Raw genomic sequence first — 19900 nt, forward strand, 5'->3', positions numbered from 1 at the left:
GATGGAAAAATGGATTGCCGGAATTCGTAAAAACTTCAAATCCAAAAAAGGGGTTACCATGGTTGAGATGGTAGTAACAATCGTCTTAACGGGTATTCTTTTCACCATGGCCTGCAGCATGCTGATCTCCTGGGTGAAGGTATATGACGAGCTGAAAACGACAGAACAGGCTGAGCAGCTGGCAGATACCCTGATGAATAAAATTTCAGGTGAAATCGCAGGCGCGCAGACCGGAAACATTGTGGATGCCGGAAGCGCAGGGGCCGGGGAAAGCACCAGGAAAGCCATACGCATAAGTACAGATAATCAGTCGATCGAGTTATATGACAGAACAGGAAGCCACATCACGATCGGCACGACAGAGCGTAGGCCAAAAGACGGCGGAGGGCGCGAGCTTAACATCCATTATGAAGCGGTAAAGAATCCGGATCCAAAAATATCAGAAAACATATACGACGAGATTGACTGGAAATATTCCACCAAAATGTACATGAAATACAGCATAGAATCTCTAAAATTTGAAACCGTGCAAAACGCAGCGGACGAGATTCTCCCTCTTGTAGATGTAACACTAAAGATTAAAAGCGGTAAATACGGGACTGCCTGTACGGTGTCGAAAACGGTGGAGTGCTATAATTCACCGGAGATCACGGGTCCTGTTACCGGAGGCACGACAGAGCCGGAGCCTCCTCCGGTAGATCCCGAAGTCCCCCCGTCCCCTCCGAATCAAGAAGAAAATAACAGCGGCGGATATATAGAGGTAAACGGCGGTACGTTGAGTTACCATGCCGGAGTGCCAACCTTTCAGGATTTAAAAGATCAGGCAGATGCGATGAAACCGCCGAATGATACAGAAATCATAAAAGTACCGCAAGGTATTTATTATGACGAGAGTGTTCAAAGATATTATTATGTAACCGAGGATACGATTACCCAGAAATACAATTGCGGCAGCATGGCACAGATTAAAAATTACACGAACAATTGGACGAAAGTCCTGGCTTTAAATGATCAGTTGATCACAGAGGATGATATTATAGGCGGAGACCATTTCGGCAGTAAGCTGCAGGAGGGCAGTATCTATAGTTTTGGCGGTAAATATTACATATGCGTCAGCCCCAGCGGCGGATGGCCGGGCGTCAATCCTGAAAATAATAATAACTGGAAACAGATCGATAATTCCTACTTCAGAACAGGGGGCAGTTAGTAAACTCGCTTTGGGGACGCCGAAAAACCGGGAAGCCGGCCCCATGCCGTGAGTATATATGCCATTTTAAAAATCCGCTCCGTTTACGTAAGAGTCCCTAAAGGAAAAAACATAAAAAATCGCGGTCCAGCGGCATGCAACCCCAAATTTGATAATTTGGGGTCTTAGGCCGCTTCAGAATTTGACGTGAGACGTCAAATTCTGCCCGCCATTTTTTATGTTTTTTCCTTAAGGGACTCTAACGTACACTCTAGGACTTTTAAAATGGCATATATACTCACGGTATGGGGCCGACTTCCCGGTTTTTCGGCTGGCGCATCCGACCGGTAGGAAAAGCTTGCCCACTGGGAGGGGCTCGGAAGCGGGGGCGGCGTATAAATTCGTATGGTGAAACATATCAGCATTACTTACCCTTTTCTTCAATGTCTTGGGCTGATTCAGTAAGAACCAAACGAATTAATACGCTGCCCCGGTTACGGAGCCTTCCTCAGTAAGCAAGCTTAACTGCCGATTGGATGAGCCCAGCAATATGAAGGGATAGCCACCTGCCAAATGCATATATGCCGCTGCGAAGTGCTAAAGCGGACCTTAGAAATTCTTGGAAGCCGACAGCCGAAAAAGCAGGGAGATTTTGTGATCACCAAATCACAAAATCAGGCGACCCAGCGCGAGAAATCATCGGATTTCTCGTGATGTGTCGCCTTGTGCCCTGCTTTTTTGGCTGTCGGCTTTCTAGAATTTCTTAGGTTCGTGTCCGCACTTCGCAGCGGCATATATGCATTTGGCAGGTTTGCGGCTATCCCTTTATTTTGCGGCTTTCATTTTGCGACCTTCATTTTGCGGCCCCATCCATCGACAAAACTTACTTGACAAGACGATGGTTTCATTGTATCATTGTACTAAAGGAATAATACAGATCTGCATATTAGTGAAGTGAAGTTACCGCTGTATAGATTTATACACAATCCGTTTTATAGATGAGGAGGGATGACGAATGCTGGTAGTATCAAACCTGAGTAAGAACTACAAATCCTTTTCTCTGGATCATGTTTCGTTTACTGTCAGAGAGGGCCGGATCACCGGTTTTATCGGCAATAACGGCGCCGGTAAAACAACAACGCTGAAATGCATCTTAGGCCTGGTCCCATACGATTCCGGCCATATACTTCTTGAAGGAAGAACGATGTATCATAATGAGCTGGCGTATAAAGAGCGGATCGGCGTGGTCTTTGATGACGGATATTTTTATGATAAGTTTACTATGTCTGCTATGAAAAACATTGTGGCCGGGGCTTATGACGGCTGGGATGATTCGGAATATCACAGGTATATGGAGAAGTTTGGACTAAAGGAGTCTCAGAGGATCGATACACTTTCAAAGGGCATGAAGATGAAATTTGCGCTTGCCCTGGCGTTATCCCATCATGCGGAGATCCTGATTCTGGATGAGCCGTCCGGCGGTCTGGACCCGAAGACGCGTCAGCTATTCTGTACGGAGTTGTCAGAACAGAAAGAGAAAGGGAAGACGATCTTTTTTTCTACGCATATTACTTCTGACCTGGATAAAATCGGGGATGACATCATCCTGATTGATGAAGGGCAGATATTAGCCGCGGCATCGAAAGAGGAGTTCCTGAGACAATCAAAGCTTCCGGATCCTACAATCGAAGAGGCTATGCTAAAAATAATTGGGTGAGGAGGTGCATCATGAAGATTATTCATCTCATAAAAAAAGATCTTTTACTGGCAGGGATGTATTTCGTTTTTGCCATCATGATACTGCTTGCAGTCCCGATATTTTTAAGCAATCAGACTGTTCATATGAGCAGCGTGTATATTCTGTTCATATCGGTCAGCTTTGCCTGCTATTTCCTCTTTAATAACATTTTTTTAATGGAGGATAAGTATAAGGGCAACCTATATCTGCTGGCGGTTCCATATAAGAAAAGCATGATTGTGGCCGTAAAATATATCCTGGGTCTGCTGATAACTATACTGGAAATGCTTATATACTTTTTGCTTTCCAAAATTACGCTTCAAAATATAGTTTTAGTAAGGGAAGACTTAACCTTATCCTCCCTTTCTATTACATTTTTGGCGATGTCGGTTGTTTTAAGTATTTTCTTCCTGCTGTATTTTCGATTTTCCTATACGAAAATAAAAGCTGCGTTGCTTGTTGTAATGATTATGCTGCCCACATGGGGGCTGGTGGCTTTGTTTTCAATAATTGGGAAAAATTTGATTGCGGAAGCAATCGTAATGGATACGGGCATATCCGTATTGTTGATAGTATTGGGATTAGCTGTTATGATAGTGTCTGCGGGACTTTCTGTTAAGTTTCTCAAACAAAGAGAGTTTTGACTGGAATAAATTTAAAACATGAGGAGGAGAAGTTATGCTGGAGATACAGGAGTTGAGTAAATCATATGGGAAGCACCTTGCCGTGGATCAGGTGAGTTTTTTTATCCCGGACGGGCAGGTGGGGATTCTTCTGGGGCCGAACGGCGCAGGAAAGTCTACGATTATTAAGAGCATCGCCGGGCTTTTGAGGTACAAGGGAAGGATCGGTATACAGGGGATCCCGGCCAAGCAGCTGGAGGCCAAGAAGCTGTTTGCCTATGTACCGGAGATTCCTTCTATGTTTGAGGCGCTGACCGTGAGGGAGCATATAGAATATGTGAGGATGGCATATGGCAGCAGTACTACAGAGGAAGAGGTTACGGCGCTGCTGGAGCGGTTTGAGCTGGACGACAAGCAGGATAAGCTAGGCAATGAGCTGTCAAAAGGGATGATGCAGAAGGTCAGTATCTGCTGTGCTCTTGTCATTAAACCCAAAGTGATTCTTCTGGATGAGCCCATGGTCGGACTGGATCCCAGAGCGATTAAAGAACTGAAAGAGGTGATCCTTGAGCTGCGTGACCAGGGTGCTACCGTTCTGATCAGTACACACATGCTTGAGATGGTTGAGGAACTGTGGGATGTGATGTTTGTGATGGAGAAGAGCCACATCATAGGTTCTTATCAAAAATCAGAGGTCGGGGAAAAGGACCTGGATGCCCTGTTTTTTGAAATGACCAGTAGTTGGGAGTCAGGTGGTGAAGCATAGATGAAGGCATTATTATATCTTACAAAACGGAGTTTTATAAACAACCTGAAAAAAGCGGTGAAAAAACCGGCATCTCTGCTGGTCATGATTATCTGTATTGTTTATGCCATCTTTTTAGCGGTTATGCTGGGTCAGCTCGTAACAAAGATACATTTCAGCTCGGCAAAGGGATTGACTGTCATAATTACACTTTGGACCTTATACATTTTCCTTAGTAATTTTGCAGGCTACGCCTCTAAAAAAGGCGTTATTTTCAAGCCATCCCATGCACACTTTGTATTTACCGCCCCGATCAGTCCGAAAAAGGTCCTGCTGCACAGTGCCTGGATGAACTATCTTCTTACTATTGCGGTGAGCGTTTTATTCCTGATTGCGGGACTCACGGTATTTGGCATTACGCCGTGGAAGATGATCCTGTTTTTCCTGGTGGAGTGTGTCGTGGAAACGGTTTTTGAGGTCAGTGTGATGATCTTTTTGTACACGAATGATAAAATACCTCAAAAAGTAATGAAGGCGCTTAGCACAGGGATCAAGATCTTTCTCGTGGGAGTTGCGGTTCTGATCGTTATTTATTTTAAGAAGCAGGGAGTTACACTCGAAACTGCGGCTGCATTTTTCGACTGGCCGGGGCTGCAGATGATACCGGTTGTGGGCTGGAATATCTCCGTCTACCGCCTGATTCTTCTGGGCCCGGATGTACTGAATGTAATCTGTACCGTGCTGTATCTGCTGACAGTGGCGGTGATGATCACGGCAGCCGTCCGTATGAAATGCGATGGCGACTATTACGAGGACGCCGCCAAATTTGCAGATGACTATGCGGAAATGAGAAGGCGGAAAGTAAACGGCGAGATGGTCATGTCGATAGGAGAGAAGAAAAAACGCTTCCGCCGGGTAAAGGACACATACAAAGGAACCGGTGCAAAGGCCATTTTCTACAGACAGCTGCTGGAATACAAAAAGGAAAAGTATTTTATATTTTCCAAAATGACTCTGCTATGCCTGGCCATCGCGATCCTGCTTTCCCGCGTTATGAGAGACAACGCTTTAAAATCCGGGGTGCCTCAGATGTATATGCTGGGCATTATCATGTACATGACACTGATCCTGACCGGATACCTTGGAAAATGGGAAAATGAGCTGAAGACGCCCTATCTGTTTCTGATCCCGGACAGCCCGGTCAGAAAATTGTGGTACGCGACTTTGATGGAGCATATCAAGGCTCTTGTGGATGGCTGTATTTTCTGCATCCCGTTGAGTATAGCGTGGGGAATCGGGCCTGTTCAGAGCATCCTGGCAATTCTGACATACGCGGTACTGCAGGCTAACCGGCTGTATACCAAAGTCATTGCACAGTGCCTTCTGGGCGATACACTGGGTAAAACCGGGCAGGACTTTGTGCGTGCGATTTTCCAGATGACGATCCTTGGAATCGGGCTTGCAATTGCGCTGGCAGCAGGATTTATGGTTAATGTTGATTTGGTCTTTCCAATTATTTTCATTTATAGTATGATAATGACAGTAGTCATCGGTTTACTGGCCTCTATCCGTTTTTATTCTATGGAGCAGCTGGCATAGCACAGACGATTACAAATACTTTGAAAAAGATGAGCTGCAGGAGAGTTCACGAAAGTGGTCCTGCAATAATTGGGAGGTATTATTTATGCTGGAAGACAGTTACGTAACTTTAGAAATTGGAAAAGCAAAGCACATAGCACTGGTAGCCCATGACGGCAAGAAAAAAGAACTGGTGGACTGGTGTGACAGAAATAAAGACATCTTAAAGAGTCATTTCTTATGCGGAACAGGTACAACGGCGAAGTTGATTTCGGAAAGAACCGGGCTTCCGGTGAAAGGCTACTGCAGCGGTCCCCTGGGCGGTGACCAGCAGATTGGCGCTAAGATCGTGGAGGGCCAGATTGATTTTATGATCTTTCTCTGGGATCCGCTGGAGGCGCAGCCGCATGACCCGGATGTAAAGGCTCTGCTTCGAATCGCAGTGGTTTATGATATTCCGATTGCGAATAACCTGGCAACGGCGGATTTTATGCTGAATTCTAAGTTTATGAATGAGACTTACTGCAGACAGGTGGAGAACTTTAATAAGACTATTCAGGAACGGGTTGAGAGAATGAAGTAGGGGCGCTGGGGCGCTGAGAAAACGGCGGGTATGGCTTCCGGCAGAGACGTGTATACTAAAGGGCGTCCCGCAGCTCATACCCTGTGGGGGGAGCCGAAGCTGAACTGCGGAATCATGTATGCCGTTTCAGAATCCGCGCCACTTGCTAAGAAACAGTAACAGAGAAAATGTGGGGAATAGAGGTACTTGCCGCAGTTGGCCTGAATGCCGATGCATTCAGGCCGCCGGCGGCAACAGGATTTGATTTTGTGAATCAAATCCTGCCCTCTATTCCCCACATTTTCTCTGCAACTGTTTCTAAGCGCGTTCTGAGGGTTCTGAAACGGCATACATGATTCTGCAGTTCAGCTTAGGCTCCGCCCACAGGGTATGAGCTGCGGGACGCCCTTTGGGTATACATGTCTCTGCCGGAAGCTATACCCGCCGTTTTCTCAGCTGGGTGCATCCGGACGGGAGGCGGCTCGGAGGATGCGGAGATAAAATATAAATGAGGGATGAGATGGAATCTTTTTTTGTTTGTTGTTTGGGGGAGGAATTTGGGCGGGATTTGAGACGATGGGAGAAACGGAAGGGATGGGGGATGAGGAGTTAAGACTGGGCGGAGTGAAATATAAGATAGCAAGAATGCGCAAAACAAATCTTGTGGAGTTTGATAATATTAGGAATTGTGAAAGGAGGAGATTTTTATGGATAAGAATGTTGTTGAGAAAGTTTCGGCGGCAATTGAGTTTATTGAGGAGCATTTGATGGAAAAGCTGGATTTGGATCGGATCTCGACTGCTGTTCATTATTCGAAGTATTATCTTCACAGAGTCTTTATGCGTACGGTTGGGCTGACAATTCATGATTATGTGCAGCGCCGGCAGCTGACGGAAGCGGCTAAGCTTTTGGTTTTTTCTGAGAAACCGATTGTTGAGATTGCGGCGGCAGCGGGGTATGAAAGCCAGCAGGCATTTACAAATATTTTTAGGGAGATGTATAAGCTGCCGCCGAATCAATATCGCAGGAATGAAAAGTTCTATCCTTTGCAGTTGAGATTTCAGTTTGAGGGGGAATATGAAATGCTTCAAAGTAAAGATTTTATGGAATGGAGTATTGATTTTGCGGCAGAAGATGATATTCCCTGCTGGATGGATCTGGTGCGTCTTGTTATTGATGGGTTTCCGCATTTGTATGAAGATGAATATGAGGCGGAGCTGAAACGGCGGATTAGATGCAGGCAGGCTCTGATTTTAAAGGACGGACCGATTGCGGTGGGGATTATGCTTTTTTCATATGAGAACGGTTGTATTGATTTTATGGGAACCCACCCTCTTTACAGGGACAAAGGGATTCCGAAGGCTTTTTTGGAGAAGGTTTCGAGCGAACTGGTAAAGGGGAAGGAGATCAGCGTTACCACTTTCAGGGAGGGTGATAAAGCGGACACAGGGCAGCGTCGGGAGATTCAGGGACTGGGCTTTTCGGAGGCGGAGCTTCTGATTGAGTTTGGCTATCCCACACAGCGCTTTGTCCTGTCTGAGGAGGCTGTAAATAATGAGTGAGCTTAGCAGAAGTGATAAGAAAACGGAAATCGAATGTGTTGAATCCGTGCAGTTTCCGGAGGAGGCCGCCCACCTGGATATGATCAATGGCAAATTGGATGCCGCTCTGCAGGAGGCCCATTCCGATCTGGAACGGATGGATCAGGAGTATATGGATGCGAAAAGGTACATGGCAGATTACCGCGGAGAACTGGATCCCCATGAAATGTTTCAGAACGAGCTGGCGCTCAGGCAGATCGACCATACGGGGGCTTTCGCCGCAGGGGTATGGGAAAAACTTTCAAAGCTGAAAGGGTCCCCCTATTTCGCCCGGATAGATTTTCAGGAAGAGGGCAGGAAAATGGCCGAAAAGTACTATATTGGGCGTTTTACTTTCAATTATGAAAATGAACTTCTGATCTATGACTGGCGCTCTCCGGTTGCCGGGATGTTTTATGACTGTGAGTCCGGACCGGCTGGATATGACGCACCTATAGGCAGAATTGAGGGTAACCTGACACGCAAACGCCAGTATAAGATAAAAGACGGTGAATTGGAATATACGCTGGAAAGCGCGGTAAATATTCAGGATGATGTTTTACAGCGTGAGTTGTCCCACACCTCGGATGAAAAGATGAAATCGATCATTTCCACCATCCAAAAGGAACAGAACCAAATCATCAGAAACGAAAATACCGGAACCATTCTCATTCAGGGCGTGGCAGGCTCCGGGAAAACGTCCATAGCGCTGCACCGGATTGCATTTTTACTGTACCGGTTCAAGGACAGGCTGAAGGCGGGAAATATCACAATCATTTCGCCTAATAAAGTCTTCGGAGATTACATATCTACCGTTCTTCCGGAACTGGGAGAAGAACCCATTTACGGTGTGAGCTTTACCGATATAGCCGCCGTACAGCTGGAGGGAGTCATTGCCTATGAGCCGGATAAAGACCCTCTGGAAACCAACGACGCAAAATGGGCGGAGCGGGCGCGCTTCAAATCCACTTTAGACTTTGTGGAAAAGATGGAAGCCTTTTTAGAGGAACTGCCCCACTTTATCTTTGAACCCCAAGCCTATACTTTCGGTCGCTTTACTGCAGAGGCAGACTTTATACAAAGCCGTTTCCTTGCTTACCCTTCATATCCAATCAAAAAAAGGCTGCAGCAGACCGCGGAAGATATCCATGACCGTTTTGATACAGATAACTTCATGGGCGACGATATTCCACGTCCGGGAAGCATATTAAAGAGCCTGAACAAAATGCTGAAGATAAAAAGCAGCCTGGCCCTGTACAAAGCGTTCTATCAATGGATTGGACAGCCTGGCATGCTTGTATTCCCTGCAAAGCAGACCCTGGAATGGGCGGATGTATACCCGTTTCTCTATCTGCACGCGTCCTTTGAGGGGCTGCAGCAAAGCAAGCGGATCAAGCATCTGGTAATCGATGAAATGCAGGACTACACCCCCATCCAATATGCCGTCATCAACCATCTGTTTCCCTGTCCCAAAACCATCCTGGGAGATTTCGGGCAGTTTATCAATCCCAACCATCTTAACACTATCGAAGACCTGCGCCGTCAGTACAGCGAAGCAAGCCTGGTGGAATTAACCAAAAGCTACCGTTCAACATACGAAATCATCACATTTGCAAAGCAAATCCAGCAGACGGCCCGCTTAGAGCCCATAGAACGCCACGGTCCTGCCCCCCAGATGATCCCATGCGAAGACACCCGGGACGAAATCCGAAAAATCAAAAAAGCAATAAAAACCTTCCAGGAAAGCGGATACGCGTCAATGGGAATCATCCTGAAAACAAACAAAAAAGCCGCCGCAGTACATAAACAGCTCTCCCGGGATCACAAGATCCACCTGATCTCCCCCGAAAGCACCAGTTTCACCAACGGAATATCCATCACCTCCATCCAAATGTCAAAAGGTTTAGAATTCGACGAAGTCATAATCCTGGATGCTGATTCCGAAACCTACAAAACCCAATACGACAAAGGCCTCCTCTACATAGCCGCCACCAGAGCCATGCACCAGCTCACAATACTATATACCGGCTCCCCATCCCCATACCTGCCGAAGAGATAAAAGCCCCCAATCCTATCAGCTTCTCCAACCCAATCCGCCGCTCCCCCACGATTTCCTCCAAAATGAGCAAACCTTCCGTCTTGATGAAGCCCAGCCTGATGGAAGGGGGATGCGGTGATCCGGCGGGGACAGCTCCGGGGATTTTGCAGGCATAGAATACGCGTTAGAGACTGTTACATCAAAGCGGGAGTCTCACATGGACAAAATTTGCTCACCAAAGCAAATTTTGAGAAGACCTGAGCCGGAAAATTCATCAGAATTTTCCGGTGAATGTCTTCGGTTCCATGTGAGGCTCCCGCTTTGATGTTACAGTCTCTTCGCGTATGGACAGCCAGCAAAATCCCCGGAGCTGTCCCCGCCGGATCACCGCATCCCCCTTTCATCAGGCGCCCCTACAGCCTACAGCCAAATTTACTCATCCCCAAATATCTCATCTTGTGTATCGCTGTGTATTGTGTTAGTCTTGAATCATAAAGTCACGAAAGAAAACAGCAAAAAGTGAAAGCAGTAAATACAAGGAGGTCTTTCAGTATGGCTACCATTAAAGATGTAGCAAAGCGTGCGGATGTGGGAATTGCTACGGTGTCACGCATGATTAACGGAACCGGTTATGTTTCGGAAAGTTCCAGAAAAAGGATTGAGGAAGCGATCCGTGAACTCAATTTTATTCCGAACGAACGCGCGCGGAATTTATCGAGGAAAAAGTCGGGAATCATCGGGGTAATTATTCCAGATTTCCAGACGCCGTTCTATGCTTCTTTTATCCGCCAGGCAGAGATAGAGCTGTACAGATATGGGTATAAGACGATGGTCTGCAATACGGTTAAGACGAGCGACCGGGAGCAGGAATATATTGATATGCTGGACCGGAATATGGTGGATGGGATTATTACCTGCGCCCTGTCTGTGGAGGATACGGTGTACCAGCAGATCGACAAGCCGATTGTCAGTATGGACCATGATCTGGGACCTAAGATACCGCTGATCCATTCTGACCACCGCAAAGGCGGAAGGATTCTGGCGGAATATCTGGTGGAACAGGGGTGCAGGAGAGTGATCCAGATCGGCGGATTTTTCAGGGTAAATACGCCGTCCAACGACCGGTATCTGGAATTTGAAAATGTGATGAATAAATACCATATCTCAGTCCGCACGCTGGAAATGGAGTGGAATCGGATGGACTATTCCTATTATGTAAATCTGCTGAAAAATTATGAAGATGAAGTGCGGCAGGCAGATGGGATATTTGCTTCTGATATGGGGGCCATAGCGCTGTATCATTTTGTGACCGACATGGGGATAAAGGTACCCCGGGATTTGAAAATAGTGGGATATGACGGCACGGATTTTACCCGCATGGTGACACCGGTTGTGACAGCTGTCTGCCAGGATATTCCGCTCCTGGCTAAGAAATGTGTGGATACAATTATGAAACTGATACAGGGAGATCAGGATATTGAGTACCACCAGATTACGGATGTGTATCTTCAGAAGGGTGGTACTGCTTAAAGATAGAATTGTTAAAAACGACCAAAACAAGAATGATTACTATTTTATGGAAACGTTTCCTTTATGCATTGTGCTTATATGGAAACGTTTTTATAATGTTTATTAGTAACAAATAAATAAAAAATGATAAAAACGCATTGACAATTATGGTAAAAGTGCACATAATTAATATATGGCCGACAGGACATAACATTACGAACTTGTTACTGAGAATGCTCCGTAACGCATGCCCTGGCGGGCGGGTCTGCAGCAAAGGTGCAGAACAAAAGATAATCAACGCATGCGAAAGTAAAAATATCCGGATAGGAATCAAGGGTGAAATAATTTTAGAAGAAAGGAAAAAATGCAGGCACACCGATCACCCTGTGTGTATGCATCTTTCAACTACAAGCAGGCTTGTGCTTGAAAGTCTTGGTACAAAATATGAAACAGGTAAAATGGGCGGTCGTTGGCACAGGCTATATCGCCAATGAATTTGCAAAAGGGATGCAGGAAGTAGAGGATGCCGTGCTTGCGGCAGTCGTTTCAAGAAGTATCGTAAGCGGAAGGGCATTTGCCCAGAAATATGGCTGCGTTCAGGTGTATACAGACTTTGAGGGTATGCTCGAACAGGAAGAGATCGATGTTGTGTACATAGCAATTCCGAATGACTGCCATTATGCATATATCATGGCGGCGCTCGACAGAGGAATCCCTGTTTTGAGTGAGAAGCCGATGGTAGATAATCTGCGGCAGCTGGATGATGTGTTCAGAAAAGCAGAGGAGAAACAGGTCTTTGTGATGGAGGGAATGTGGACAAGATGCTTCCCGGCGGTAATAGAAGCCAGGAATTGGATAGAAAAAGGCAGGATCGGAAAACCTCTGGCCGTACACGCGTCTTTTGATATCAAACCGGACATTGACGACTGGCAGCCGTGGAAAGGCGGTGTGCAGCATGCTGCGGGAGCACTCAGAGATGTGGGGATCTACTCGCTGGCGATGGCTTATCTTGCATTCCCGGAGGGGCCTGTTCAGGCTTATTCCACAATGAAGTCTAACGGGGAAGTGGATGAGAGTTTCCATATGCTGCTGGAGTACGAAGATGGCGGGGCCGCATTTGTTGGAGGTGCATTTAATCAGGTAAGTACACCTGAGACGGAAATTGTCGGGGAAGAGGGCAGAATCATAATCGGTTCAGAGTTCTGGCATCCGACTACGGCTACACTGATCATGAATGATGGTACTAAGGAAAAGTATATGGAGACATATCCCGCCTCCGGCTTCCAGTTTGAGATCAGGGAAGTACAAAAGTGCCTTAGAAACGGTGAGTTGGAATGCCCGCATTTTACCTGGGAAGAAAGCAGGAAGATAGCAGCCTTAATAGAAAATACAAGAAAAGACTGGGGCATTTATTACAAGGCAGACACGGAAGGAGAAGTTTAGGACATGAAGGGCGCAATCAAACAAATCTGTGTTCTGGTAGATGATCTGGATACAGCAATGAAAAACTACTGGGAGAAATTTGGAATAGGGCCATGGGATATCCGACATTTCACGCCGGATACCGTCAGAGATTTTTATGTACATAACAAACACATTGAAACGGGATTTGATTTCATCTGTGCGGTAACCTGGGAGGGAGATGTAGAGTATGAACTGATCCAGCCGGTCGAAGGACCGAATATCTACTGGGAGTATCTGAAAAAATACGGAAGCGGCCTTCACCATTTTAAAATTGTGATTCCGGATGATGAAGAACTGAAAGCATATGTAAAAGAACTGGAGGAGAAAGGGCTCAAGGTGATGCAGACGGGGTGGATCGACAACGATGTACACTATTATGTGGATTCTCACGAGCAGCTGGGCCTGACACTCGAGCTTGGAAACGGAGGCAGAATCGGCGAGGCCCCGGAAGTATATCCGGCAAAGGATGCAAAGAGACCAGTGTCCCACAGGCAGAATATCAAGCAAATTGCAATTGTCGTGGACGATGCAGAAAAATACATGGAGAATTACGCTTATTATCTTGGAATTGACGGATGGGATGTGAGGCATTTCACACCGGAGAAGTTAAGAGACTTTAAGGTGAACGGCGCGCACATTACAGAGGGATTTGATTTTATCTGTGCAGTGAAATGGGTTGGCGGCATGGAGATCGAGATCATACAGCCCATAAAAGGAGATAACATTTACTGGGATTTCCTTGAAAAGCATGGCCCCGGGTTCCATCATATCAAAGATGTATACCCGGATGAGGAGATCAAAGAGGAATGCAGGAGACTGAGCGGATACGAAGTCCGGATCATGCAGACGGGATGGATCGATGGAGACAGCCATTATTACATGAGCACAGAGAATCTCCTCCACATGATCGTGGAATTCGGCAATGGCGGCAGGATTGAAGCGCCGGATTACGTATACTGCGCAAAGAACGGGAAATGAGAGAGTCATCTCTGGTTTTAAGCAGAGGATTCAGAGAAGCGGGCTGGGAAGGGTTTCCCGCGGACCGCATCTTCAGGAGAAAAGTAAAAGAACAGGAGCGATAAAATATGAAAAAGAAAATCGTAAGTCTGGTATTAAGTATGGCAATGGCGTCAGCACTTTTGGCAGGATGCGGCAGTGTCGAGGATTCCGGTAAGGATTCCGGCAGTAAGGCAGAGAGCGGGCAGACAGAGGATAAAGCAGATAAAAAAGAGGATGGAAATTACACGATTGCAGTAGTACCAAAGCTGACGGCGCTGGCATGGTATGAGAGAATGGAAGAGGGCGTTGATGAGTACGCAAAAGATAACGGTGTGGATGCATTCTTCACAGGGCCGTCCGAGGCAGACGGCGCGCTGCAGGCACAGTGCATTGAGGATTTAATCTCACAGGGCGTTGATGCCATCTGTGTAGTACCATTTTCCACGGAGTCACTGGAGCCGGTATTAAAGAAAGCCAGGGATCAGGGCATCGTAGTGATCACACATGAGGCTCCGGGTATGACCAATGCAGATTATGACATTGAGGCCTTCAATAACGACGAGTACGGCAATCACCTGATGGAAGCGCTTGGCGATTCCTGCCAAGGGAAAGGCGAGTATGTGCAGACGGTAGGAGCACTGACAAGCGCGTCTCATATGGAATGGGTGGCGGCAGCGGAGGCACTGCAAAAGGAAAAATATCCGGATATGAAAAAATACGGAGACCTTATCGAGACATCCGACGACCAGGATACCGCATACAATAAAGTGAAAGAAGCACTGACGGCGAATCCGGGAATCGTGGGAATCCAGGGCTCCGCAATGCCGGACGTTGCAGGCGCCGCACTGGCTGTTGAAGAAATGGGAATGTCAGGAAAGATTAAGATCGTGGGAACGGCTCTTGTTTCCAATGCGGGTGAGTATGTAAAGAACGGCACCATTGATATGATCAGCTTCTGGGACCCGGCCCTTGCAGGAAAAGCCATGGTAGAGACGGCCGTAAAGCTCCTCAATGGCGAAACAATCGAAGACGGTGTTGATCTTGGTGTGGAAGGTTACAACGAGATGAAGCTGGATGGAAATATTTTGATTGGAAATGCATGGATTGATGTGACGAAAGACAATGTAGACGATCCAGCATATGATTTCTGATTCACGGTTAAAAAAACAGGGGTGGGAGGTTCTCAATGGAGCGGCATCCCACCTATTTTCATATTTATCAGCAGGCTGCATTACTTAACAGCTTAGACACGGAGTACTCAAAAGAAGTGGAAGAGAACTATGGATAAAATATTTCTGAGATTAGAAAACATTAAGAAAACATTCGGCGGCGTCCAGGCGCTTAAAAACGTGGAATTGGAAATCCGGGCCGGTGAGATCCACTGCCTTGCAGGAGAAAACGGATGCGGAAAATCAACGCTGATCAAGGTGATTTCCGGCGCCCATGACCCGACAGCAGGATCCATTTATATTGAAGGGGAAAAGATAGAGAAACTGACACCCATTGATTCGATCCGAAAGGGCATCCAGGTGATTTACCAGGATTTTGCGGTCTTTCCCAACCTGACGGCAGCCGAGAACATTGCCATGAATCATGCTCTTTTGACTGGTGCGAAGACTATGAACTGGAAAAGGTCCAGGGAGCTTGCCATCCGTGCAATGGAACAGATCGGCGCCCATATGGATCCGGATGTCCTGGTGGAAAGGCTTTCCATAGCCAATAAACAGATGGTGGCGATCTGCCGTGCGATTATAAATGATGCCAAACTGCTGATTCTGGACGAGCCGACAACGGCGCTTACCCAGAAGGAGGTCGGCATGCTCAACACCATAATAAGGAATCTGAAGGAAAAGGGCATGGCAATCGTGATTGTCAATCACAAACTGGATGAAATCTATGAGATCGCGGACAGGCTGACCATCTTAAGAAACGGTGAGAACGTGGCGACCGGGCCGATTGAGGAGTTTGACAGAAAACGGTTCATCAAGTGCATGACCGGGCGCGATGTGGATGAGGTGTATTACCGCCCCGAGGGCAGCAGAGAAGTCATTCTGAAAGTGGAGAATCTTACGAGAAAGGGTGCATTTAAGGATGTCAGCTTTGATCTGAAAAAGGGCGAGGTTCTTGGCATCACAGGGCTTCTGGGTTCCGGCCGCGGGGAACTGGGAGACGCGCTGTTCGGCATTGCTCCGGCCAGCGGGGGAAAGATTACGCTGAATGGAAAGCCCGTATCCATTAAGTCCATAGGGGATGCCATGAAAGCGAGAATTGGATATGTACCGGAGGACCGGCTTACCCAGGGACTTTTCCTGGACTGTACAATCCAGGAGAATACCGTGGCCGCATCCATTCGGAAATATCTGAAAAAGGGCAGGCTGAACTACCGGGAGATGTATGACGCGACGCAGGCATGGATCCGGAAAATCGGCTGTAATGCGAAGTCGCCGAAACCGCTGATCCGGACTCTTTCCGGAGGAAATGCGCAGAAAATGGTCATTGCCAAGTGGCTGAATACCAATCCGGCGCTGCTTGTGCTCAACGGCCCCACCGTGGGTGTGGATATCGGTTCTAAGGCAGACATCCATAAGATACTGAGGGAACTGGCGGAGCAGGGCGTTGGAATTATTGTGATATCGGATGATGTCAGCGAGTTGATACAGAACTGCAGCAAGATTTTGATTATGAAGAACGGCAAGACCGCCGGCAGCATCAATTCAAAGGAATTAGATGAGACAAGGCTTTCCCGGCTGCTTACAGGTGAGGAGGAGACAGTATGAAAGACAGAATAAAAAGAGGGCTGACTGCAAACGAAATGATTGTCGTATACATTATTGCCGCCCTGTGTATTCTTATTGGGGCTGTCAATCCGGCATTTGCAAGTGCATCCACGGTGGTTTCACTGCTGCGTTCCATGCTGGTAACCCTGATATTCGCAGCGTTTGAAATGATGGTTATCATTTCCGGCGGAATCGATGTTTCCTTCCCGGCTGTAGCCAGCTTTGCAATGTATGCAACGGCAATGATCATGAATGCAGCAGGGCTTAACAGTGTGGTGCTGGCTTTTATGATAGCAATCGTGATCGGTATGCTGTTTGGTTTTCTCAATTCCGTTCTGGTTGCACGACTCGGAGTTCCGCCGCTGATTGCGACGCTCGGGGTGAGCAGTGTGGCAAACGGGGCCACGCTGGCATTCCTTGGCTCCAGGGAAATCAACCGTCTTCCGGAGAGCTTTGGAAGATTGTCTAAAGTATTCATTTATGAATATGTGGGAGACAGCGGAATTACATATCAGCTGACGGCACTGATCCTGATACCGGTTGTGATCTATATCGGGCTGTGGATTCTCCTGAAATATACCATGCTGGGCCGTGGAATCTATGCAGTGGGCGGAGACAAGAATGCGGCCAGAATTGCAGGCTTTGGGGTTGTATTTATCCAGTCCTTTGTGTACATACTTGCGGGGGCGCTGGCTGGAGTCGGCGGCGTGACTTATATGATCCTGATGCGGCAGGCGCATCCACAGGTTTTGATGGGAACAGAGATGATGGTGATTGCGGCGGTTGTCATGGGCGGCACGAGAATCACAGGCGGGCACGGTTCCATATCTGGGACGATACTGGGCGTCACGCTGATAGCCCTGATTCAGAACAACCTGATCATGCTGGGGGTTCCGACCTATGCACAGACATTTGTGGTAGGGCTTTTGATCGTAGCCGGTACATCCATCACCTCACTGAGAACTAAGAAAATACAAAATAGTGTGAAAATATAGGAAGGTGGCACGATGGAAAATATAAAAAGCAGACTGAAAAATTCAGATAAAAACAGCATGATGCTATTGCTGATTGCCGTCCTTATTTTTGGAGTCATGGCAGTCCTGGCGCCTTCTTCCTTTCTTGGCATAAAAAATATCCAGGGAATGTGCACACAGTTTCCGGAATTCGGCTTGATTTCATTTGGCATGATGCTGGCTATGATCTCGGGCGGGATTGACCTGTCGCTGGTTGGAATCGCGAATTTTTCCGGGATCACTGCAGCCTATATCATGGTGAAAATGGGCGGAGGCCCTGTGTCTATTCTCCTCGGGTGCATTGCTGCTGTTATAGTGGGGGCGCTTTGCGGCTGTTTTAACGGCTTTATGATCGGATACCTTCAGATCCCCGCCATGCTGGTAACTCTGTGCGGACTGCAGCTGTACACGGGCTGTGGGCTGATGATTACAAAGGGTCCCGCAATCACTGGGCTTCCGGAAGGCTACAGCATTCTGGGAAACGGCACACTGGCTGGGGTACCGATTGCATTTATTCTTTTTATCCTGGGCGCCCTGCTTGTTTCCTTCCTGCTCCGTTCAACCGTATATGGACAGCATGTGCGGTATATGGGAACCAACTCTATGGCGTCACGGTACAGCGGGATCAATAATCTGGCGGTTACGATCAAGACGTATGCCGTATCCGGTGTGCTGGGAAGCCTGGCCGGATTGATCATGGTGTCCAGATACAATTCTGCAAAAACAGACTATGGCAGTTCTTATACACTGCTTTCCCTGCTGATTGTCGTTCTGGGCGGAACAAACCCGGATGGGGGAAAGGGCAGCGCAGTTGGGGTGCTGCTGTCTGTAATCGTGCTGCAGCTGGTGTCCAGTGCGTTCAATATCATGCGTGTCGATTCCTCTTTGAAAACATTTGTCTGGGGGGTGATACTTATAGTAGTCATAGTAATTGGGCAGATTGGGGGAAGAAAGCGGGGGCGGGAGTGAGATGGGACGCTCTGCGCCAGGCTTGCCGGGAAGGCTGCGGGGCTGTGTATGTCCTTTCCGTATGCACCCGTGCTGCCAACTGATTCTAAGAGATAATAATGCCGGGAATGTGGGCACGGGATGACACAGCGAGAGAAATTTGATAATTTCTCTCACTGGGTCATCCGGAAACATGATTCGGAATCATGTTTCCTCCCACATTCCCGGCATTATTTTCTCTAAGAATCAGTAAGCGCACTCTAGCATACGGAAAGGACATACACAGCCCCGCAACCTTCCCGGCAAGCCTGGCGCAGAGCTGGTGCATCCTGGCGGGAGGAGAGGATGGTTCTTTCATTTTTAGAGAGTTCTGTCGGGGGCAGACTATGGAAAGGCTGCACGTTGGGTCTTGATTATAATAGGTGGTATTTTGGTTAGTTTTTATTATTTCCTTGGAGGGAGTGTGGATCTGTTGAGGGAGCGAACTTGTTATAGTACCTCATGGAATCTTCAGGGGTTAAGGAGAAGCCTTTTGACAGTTTGGTCAAGATGGTTTCCTTACTGTATCCTTCTTCTGTATAATCTTTTACTAGTACTTTGATTCCTTTCTCAAGCCCCTTCCCAATTCCTTCTTGATATAAGTCATCCAATGCTTTACATATAGTTATGGTTCCTCCTTTTTCCGTAATTGACGCTTTTAGATGTTGTGCTGATCCCAGCATTGTGCGAACGGCATTATAGGAATCCTGATCGATTTGTGCGAAATATGAGTTATGATTCAGCACATAATCTTTCATATCCTCTTTATTTTTTCTATATTTTAACATGTCAAATATGATCTGTAAATCAGTTTGAAAACACTCCAGGTTTTCTAATTTTTTCGGATCTATCAGGTTGATTCTGTAATTTGGGACATACTTTTTCAGCATATGGCAGTCTTTCCTGTCTACCCCAAGGAGTCCGTACAGATCCAGGCTGCCATCCCAGTCCTCTTCGCCGTAGTAAAAAACAATATTCAGGACTGGCGATAATAAATCCATCTTTTTCAGCCCGGAAAGAAATTCAGCCGATTCTTTTAAATCCTTTTTCATTATTTTCTATTCTGTTACAAATAAAATATCTATAAAATTACCCCAAAGG

The 19900-nt window shown here is 47.0% G+C and carries 16 protein-coding genes; 15 read left to right on the plus strand and 1 reads right to left on the minus strand.

All coding sequences use genetic code 11. The features are described 5' to 3' along the window. Window position 1 precedes the first annotated feature (1 nt). The 15 genes from BN1938_RS05530 (at window position 2) to BN1938_RS05605 (ending at window position 18781) form a co-directional block, all read left to right on the plus strand. Window positions 2–1207, plus strand: a complete 1206-nt coding sequence (locus BN1938_RS05530; protein WP_050639642.1) for a type II secretion system protein — start codon at window positions 2–4, stop codon at window positions 1205–1207. Window positions 1208–2201: 994 nt separating this feature from the next. Then, the gene (locus BN1938_RS05535; RefSeq protein WP_050639643.1) at window positions 2202–2903 is read left to right on the plus strand and encodes an ABC transporter ATP-binding protein; all 702 of its coding nucleotides are present in this window, start codon (window positions 2202–2204) and stop codon (window positions 2901–2903) included. Window positions 2904–2914: 11 nt separating this feature from the next. Next, window positions 2915–3568, plus strand: a complete 654-nt coding sequence (locus BN1938_RS05540) for an ABC-2 transporter permease (protein WP_050639644.1) — start codon at window positions 2915–2917, stop codon at window positions 3566–3568. A 34-nt stretch (window positions 3569–3602) separates the two neighbouring features. Further along, complete coding sequence (locus BN1938_RS05545; RefSeq protein ID WP_050639645.1) at window positions 3603–4313, plus strand: ABC transporter ATP-binding protein; 711 nt, start codon at window positions 3603–3605, stop codon at window positions 4311–4313. Then, window positions 4314–5891 carry a putative ABC exporter domain-containing protein gene (locus BN1938_RS05550; RefSeq protein WP_050639646.1) on the plus strand — a complete coding sequence of 526 codons (1578 nt, stop codon included), beginning with the start codon at window positions 4314–4316 and terminating at the stop codon, window positions 5889–5891. Window positions 5892–5976: 85 nt separating this feature from the next. After that, window positions 5977–6453, plus strand: a complete 477-nt coding sequence (locus BN1938_RS05555; protein ID WP_050639647.1) for a methylglyoxal synthase — start codon at window positions 5977–5979, stop codon at window positions 6451–6453. A gap of 686 nt (window positions 6454–7139) precedes the next feature. Beyond that, window positions 7140–7994, plus strand: coding sequence for a helix-turn-helix transcriptional regulator (locus BN1938_RS05560; protein WP_050639648.1), 855 nt, complete (start codon window positions 7140–7142; stop codon window positions 7992–7994). Beyond that, window positions 7987–10071: a HelD family protein gene (locus tag BN1938_RS05565; RefSeq protein ID WP_050639649.1), complete on the plus strand. Its 2085-nt coding sequence runs from the start codon at window positions 7987–7989 to the stop codon at window positions 10069–10071. Before BN1938_RS05560 ends, BN1938_RS05565 begins: the two co-directional genes overlap by 8 nt. A gap of 531 nt (window positions 10072–10602) precedes the next feature. Next, on the plus strand, window positions 10603–11580 hold the full coding sequence (locus BN1938_RS05575) for a LacI family DNA-binding transcriptional regulator (RefSeq protein ID WP_050639651.1): 978 nt from the start codon (window positions 10603–10605) through the stop codon (window positions 11578–11580). Between the two features lie 402 nt (window positions 11581–11982). Continuing rightward, window positions 11983–13002, plus strand: coding sequence for a Gfo/Idh/MocA family protein (locus BN1938_RS05580; protein WP_050639652.1), 1020 nt, complete (start codon window positions 11983–11985; stop codon window positions 13000–13002). A gap of 3 nt (window positions 13003–13005) precedes the next feature. Further along, the gene (locus BN1938_RS05585) at window positions 13006–14001 is read left to right on the plus strand and encodes a VOC family protein (RefSeq protein WP_050639653.1); all 996 of its coding nucleotides are present in this window, start codon (window positions 13006–13008) and stop codon (window positions 13999–14001) included. 107 nt (window positions 14002–14108) lie between these two features. Next, a complete protein-coding gene (locus BN1938_RS05590; protein ID WP_070102455.1) occupies window positions 14109–15173 on the plus strand; it encodes an autoinducer 2 ABC transporter substrate-binding protein in 1065 nt (354 codons plus the stop codon). Window positions 15174–15302: 129 nt separating this feature from the next. Beyond that, window positions 15303–16799 carry a sugar ABC transporter ATP-binding protein gene (locus BN1938_RS05595; protein WP_050639654.1) on the plus strand — a complete coding sequence of 499 codons (1497 nt, stop codon included), beginning with the start codon at window positions 15303–15305 and terminating at the stop codon, window positions 16797–16799. Then, window positions 16796–17794, plus strand: a complete 999-nt coding sequence (locus BN1938_RS05600; RefSeq protein WP_050639655.1) for an ABC transporter permease — start codon at window positions 16796–16798, stop codon at window positions 17792–17794. Before BN1938_RS05595 ends, BN1938_RS05600 begins: the two co-directional genes overlap by 4 nt. Window positions 17795–17806: 12 nt before the next feature. Next, window positions 17807–18781 (plus strand): ABC transporter permease, encoded by a 975-nt coding sequence (locus BN1938_RS05605; protein ID WP_050639656.1) that lies wholly within the window; start codon window positions 17807–17809, stop codon window positions 18779–18781. Window positions 18782–19194: 413 nt separating this feature from the next. Here the strand turns inward: BN1938_RS05605 and BN1938_RS05610 are convergent, their stop codons facing one another. Further along, the gene (locus tag BN1938_RS05610) at window positions 19195–19851 is read right to left on the minus strand and encodes an Rpn family recombination-promoting nuclease/putative transposase (RefSeq protein WP_050639657.1); all 657 of its coding nucleotides are present in this window, start codon (window positions 19849–19851) and stop codon (window positions 19195–19197) included. Between the last annotated feature and the right edge of the window lie 49 nt (window positions 19852–19900).

This window comes from Eubacterium sp. SB2, assembly GCF_001244405.1.
GTDB lineage: Bacteria > Bacillota > Clostridia > Lachnospirales > Lachnospiraceae > Faecalicatena > Faecalicatena contortus_B.

Bases quoted from the DNA above. Each gene is read 5' to 3' on its own strand.
- BN1938_RS05530 (WP_050639642.1), top strand. From the start codon at position 2: ATGGAAAAATGGATTGCCGGAATTCGTAAAAACTTCAAATCCAAAAAA.
- BN1938_RS05535 (WP_050639643.1), top strand. From the start codon at position 2,202: ATGCTGGTAGTATCAAACCTGAGTAAGAACTACAAATCCTTTTCTCTG.
- BN1938_RS05540 (WP_050639644.1), top strand. From the start codon at position 2,915: ATGAAGATTATTCATCTCATAAAAAAAGATCTTTTACTGGCAGGGATG.
- BN1938_RS05545 (WP_050639645.1), top strand. From the start codon at position 3,603: ATGCTGGAGATACAGGAGTTGAGTAAATCATATGGGAAGCACCTTGCC.
- BN1938_RS05550 (WP_050639646.1), top strand. From the start codon at position 4,314: ATGAAGGCATTATTATATCTTACAAAACGGAGTTTTATAAACAACCTG.
- BN1938_RS05555 (WP_050639647.1), top strand. From the start codon at position 5,977: ATGCTGGAAGACAGTTACGTAACTTTAGAAATTGGAAAAGCAAAGCAC.
- BN1938_RS05560 (WP_050639648.1), top strand. From the start codon at position 7,140: ATGGATAAGAATGTTGTTGAGAAAGTTTCGGCGGCAATTGAGTTTATT.
- BN1938_RS05565 (WP_050639649.1), top strand. From the start codon at position 7,987: ATGAGTGAGCTTAGCAGAAGTGATAAGAAAACGGAAATCGAATGTGTT.
- BN1938_RS05575 (WP_050639651.1), top strand. From the start codon at position 10,603: ATGGCTACCATTAAAGATGTAGCAAAGCGTGCGGATGTGGGAATTGCT.
- BN1938_RS05585 (WP_050639653.1), top strand. From the start codon at position 13,006: ATGAAGGGCGCAATCAAACAAATCTGTGTTCTGGTAGATGATCTGGAT.
- BN1938_RS05590 (WP_070102455.1), top strand. From the start codon at position 14,109: ATGAAAAAGAAAATCGTAAGTCTGGTATTAAGTATGGCAATGGCGTCA.
- BN1938_RS05595 (WP_050639654.1), top strand. From the start codon at position 15,303: ATGGATAAAATATTTCTGAGATTAGAAAACATTAAGAAAACATTCGGC.
- BN1938_RS05600 (WP_050639655.1), top strand. From the start codon at position 16,796: ATGAAAGACAGAATAAAAAGAGGGCTGACTGCAAACGAAATGATTGTC.
- BN1938_RS05605 (WP_050639656.1), top strand. From the start codon at position 17,807: ATGGAAAATATAAAAAGCAGACTGAAAAATTCAGATAAAAACAGCATG.
- BN1938_RS05610 (WP_050639657.1), bottom strand. From the start codon at position 19,851: ATGAAAAAGGATTTAAAAGAATCGGCTGAATTTCTTTCCGGGCTGAAA.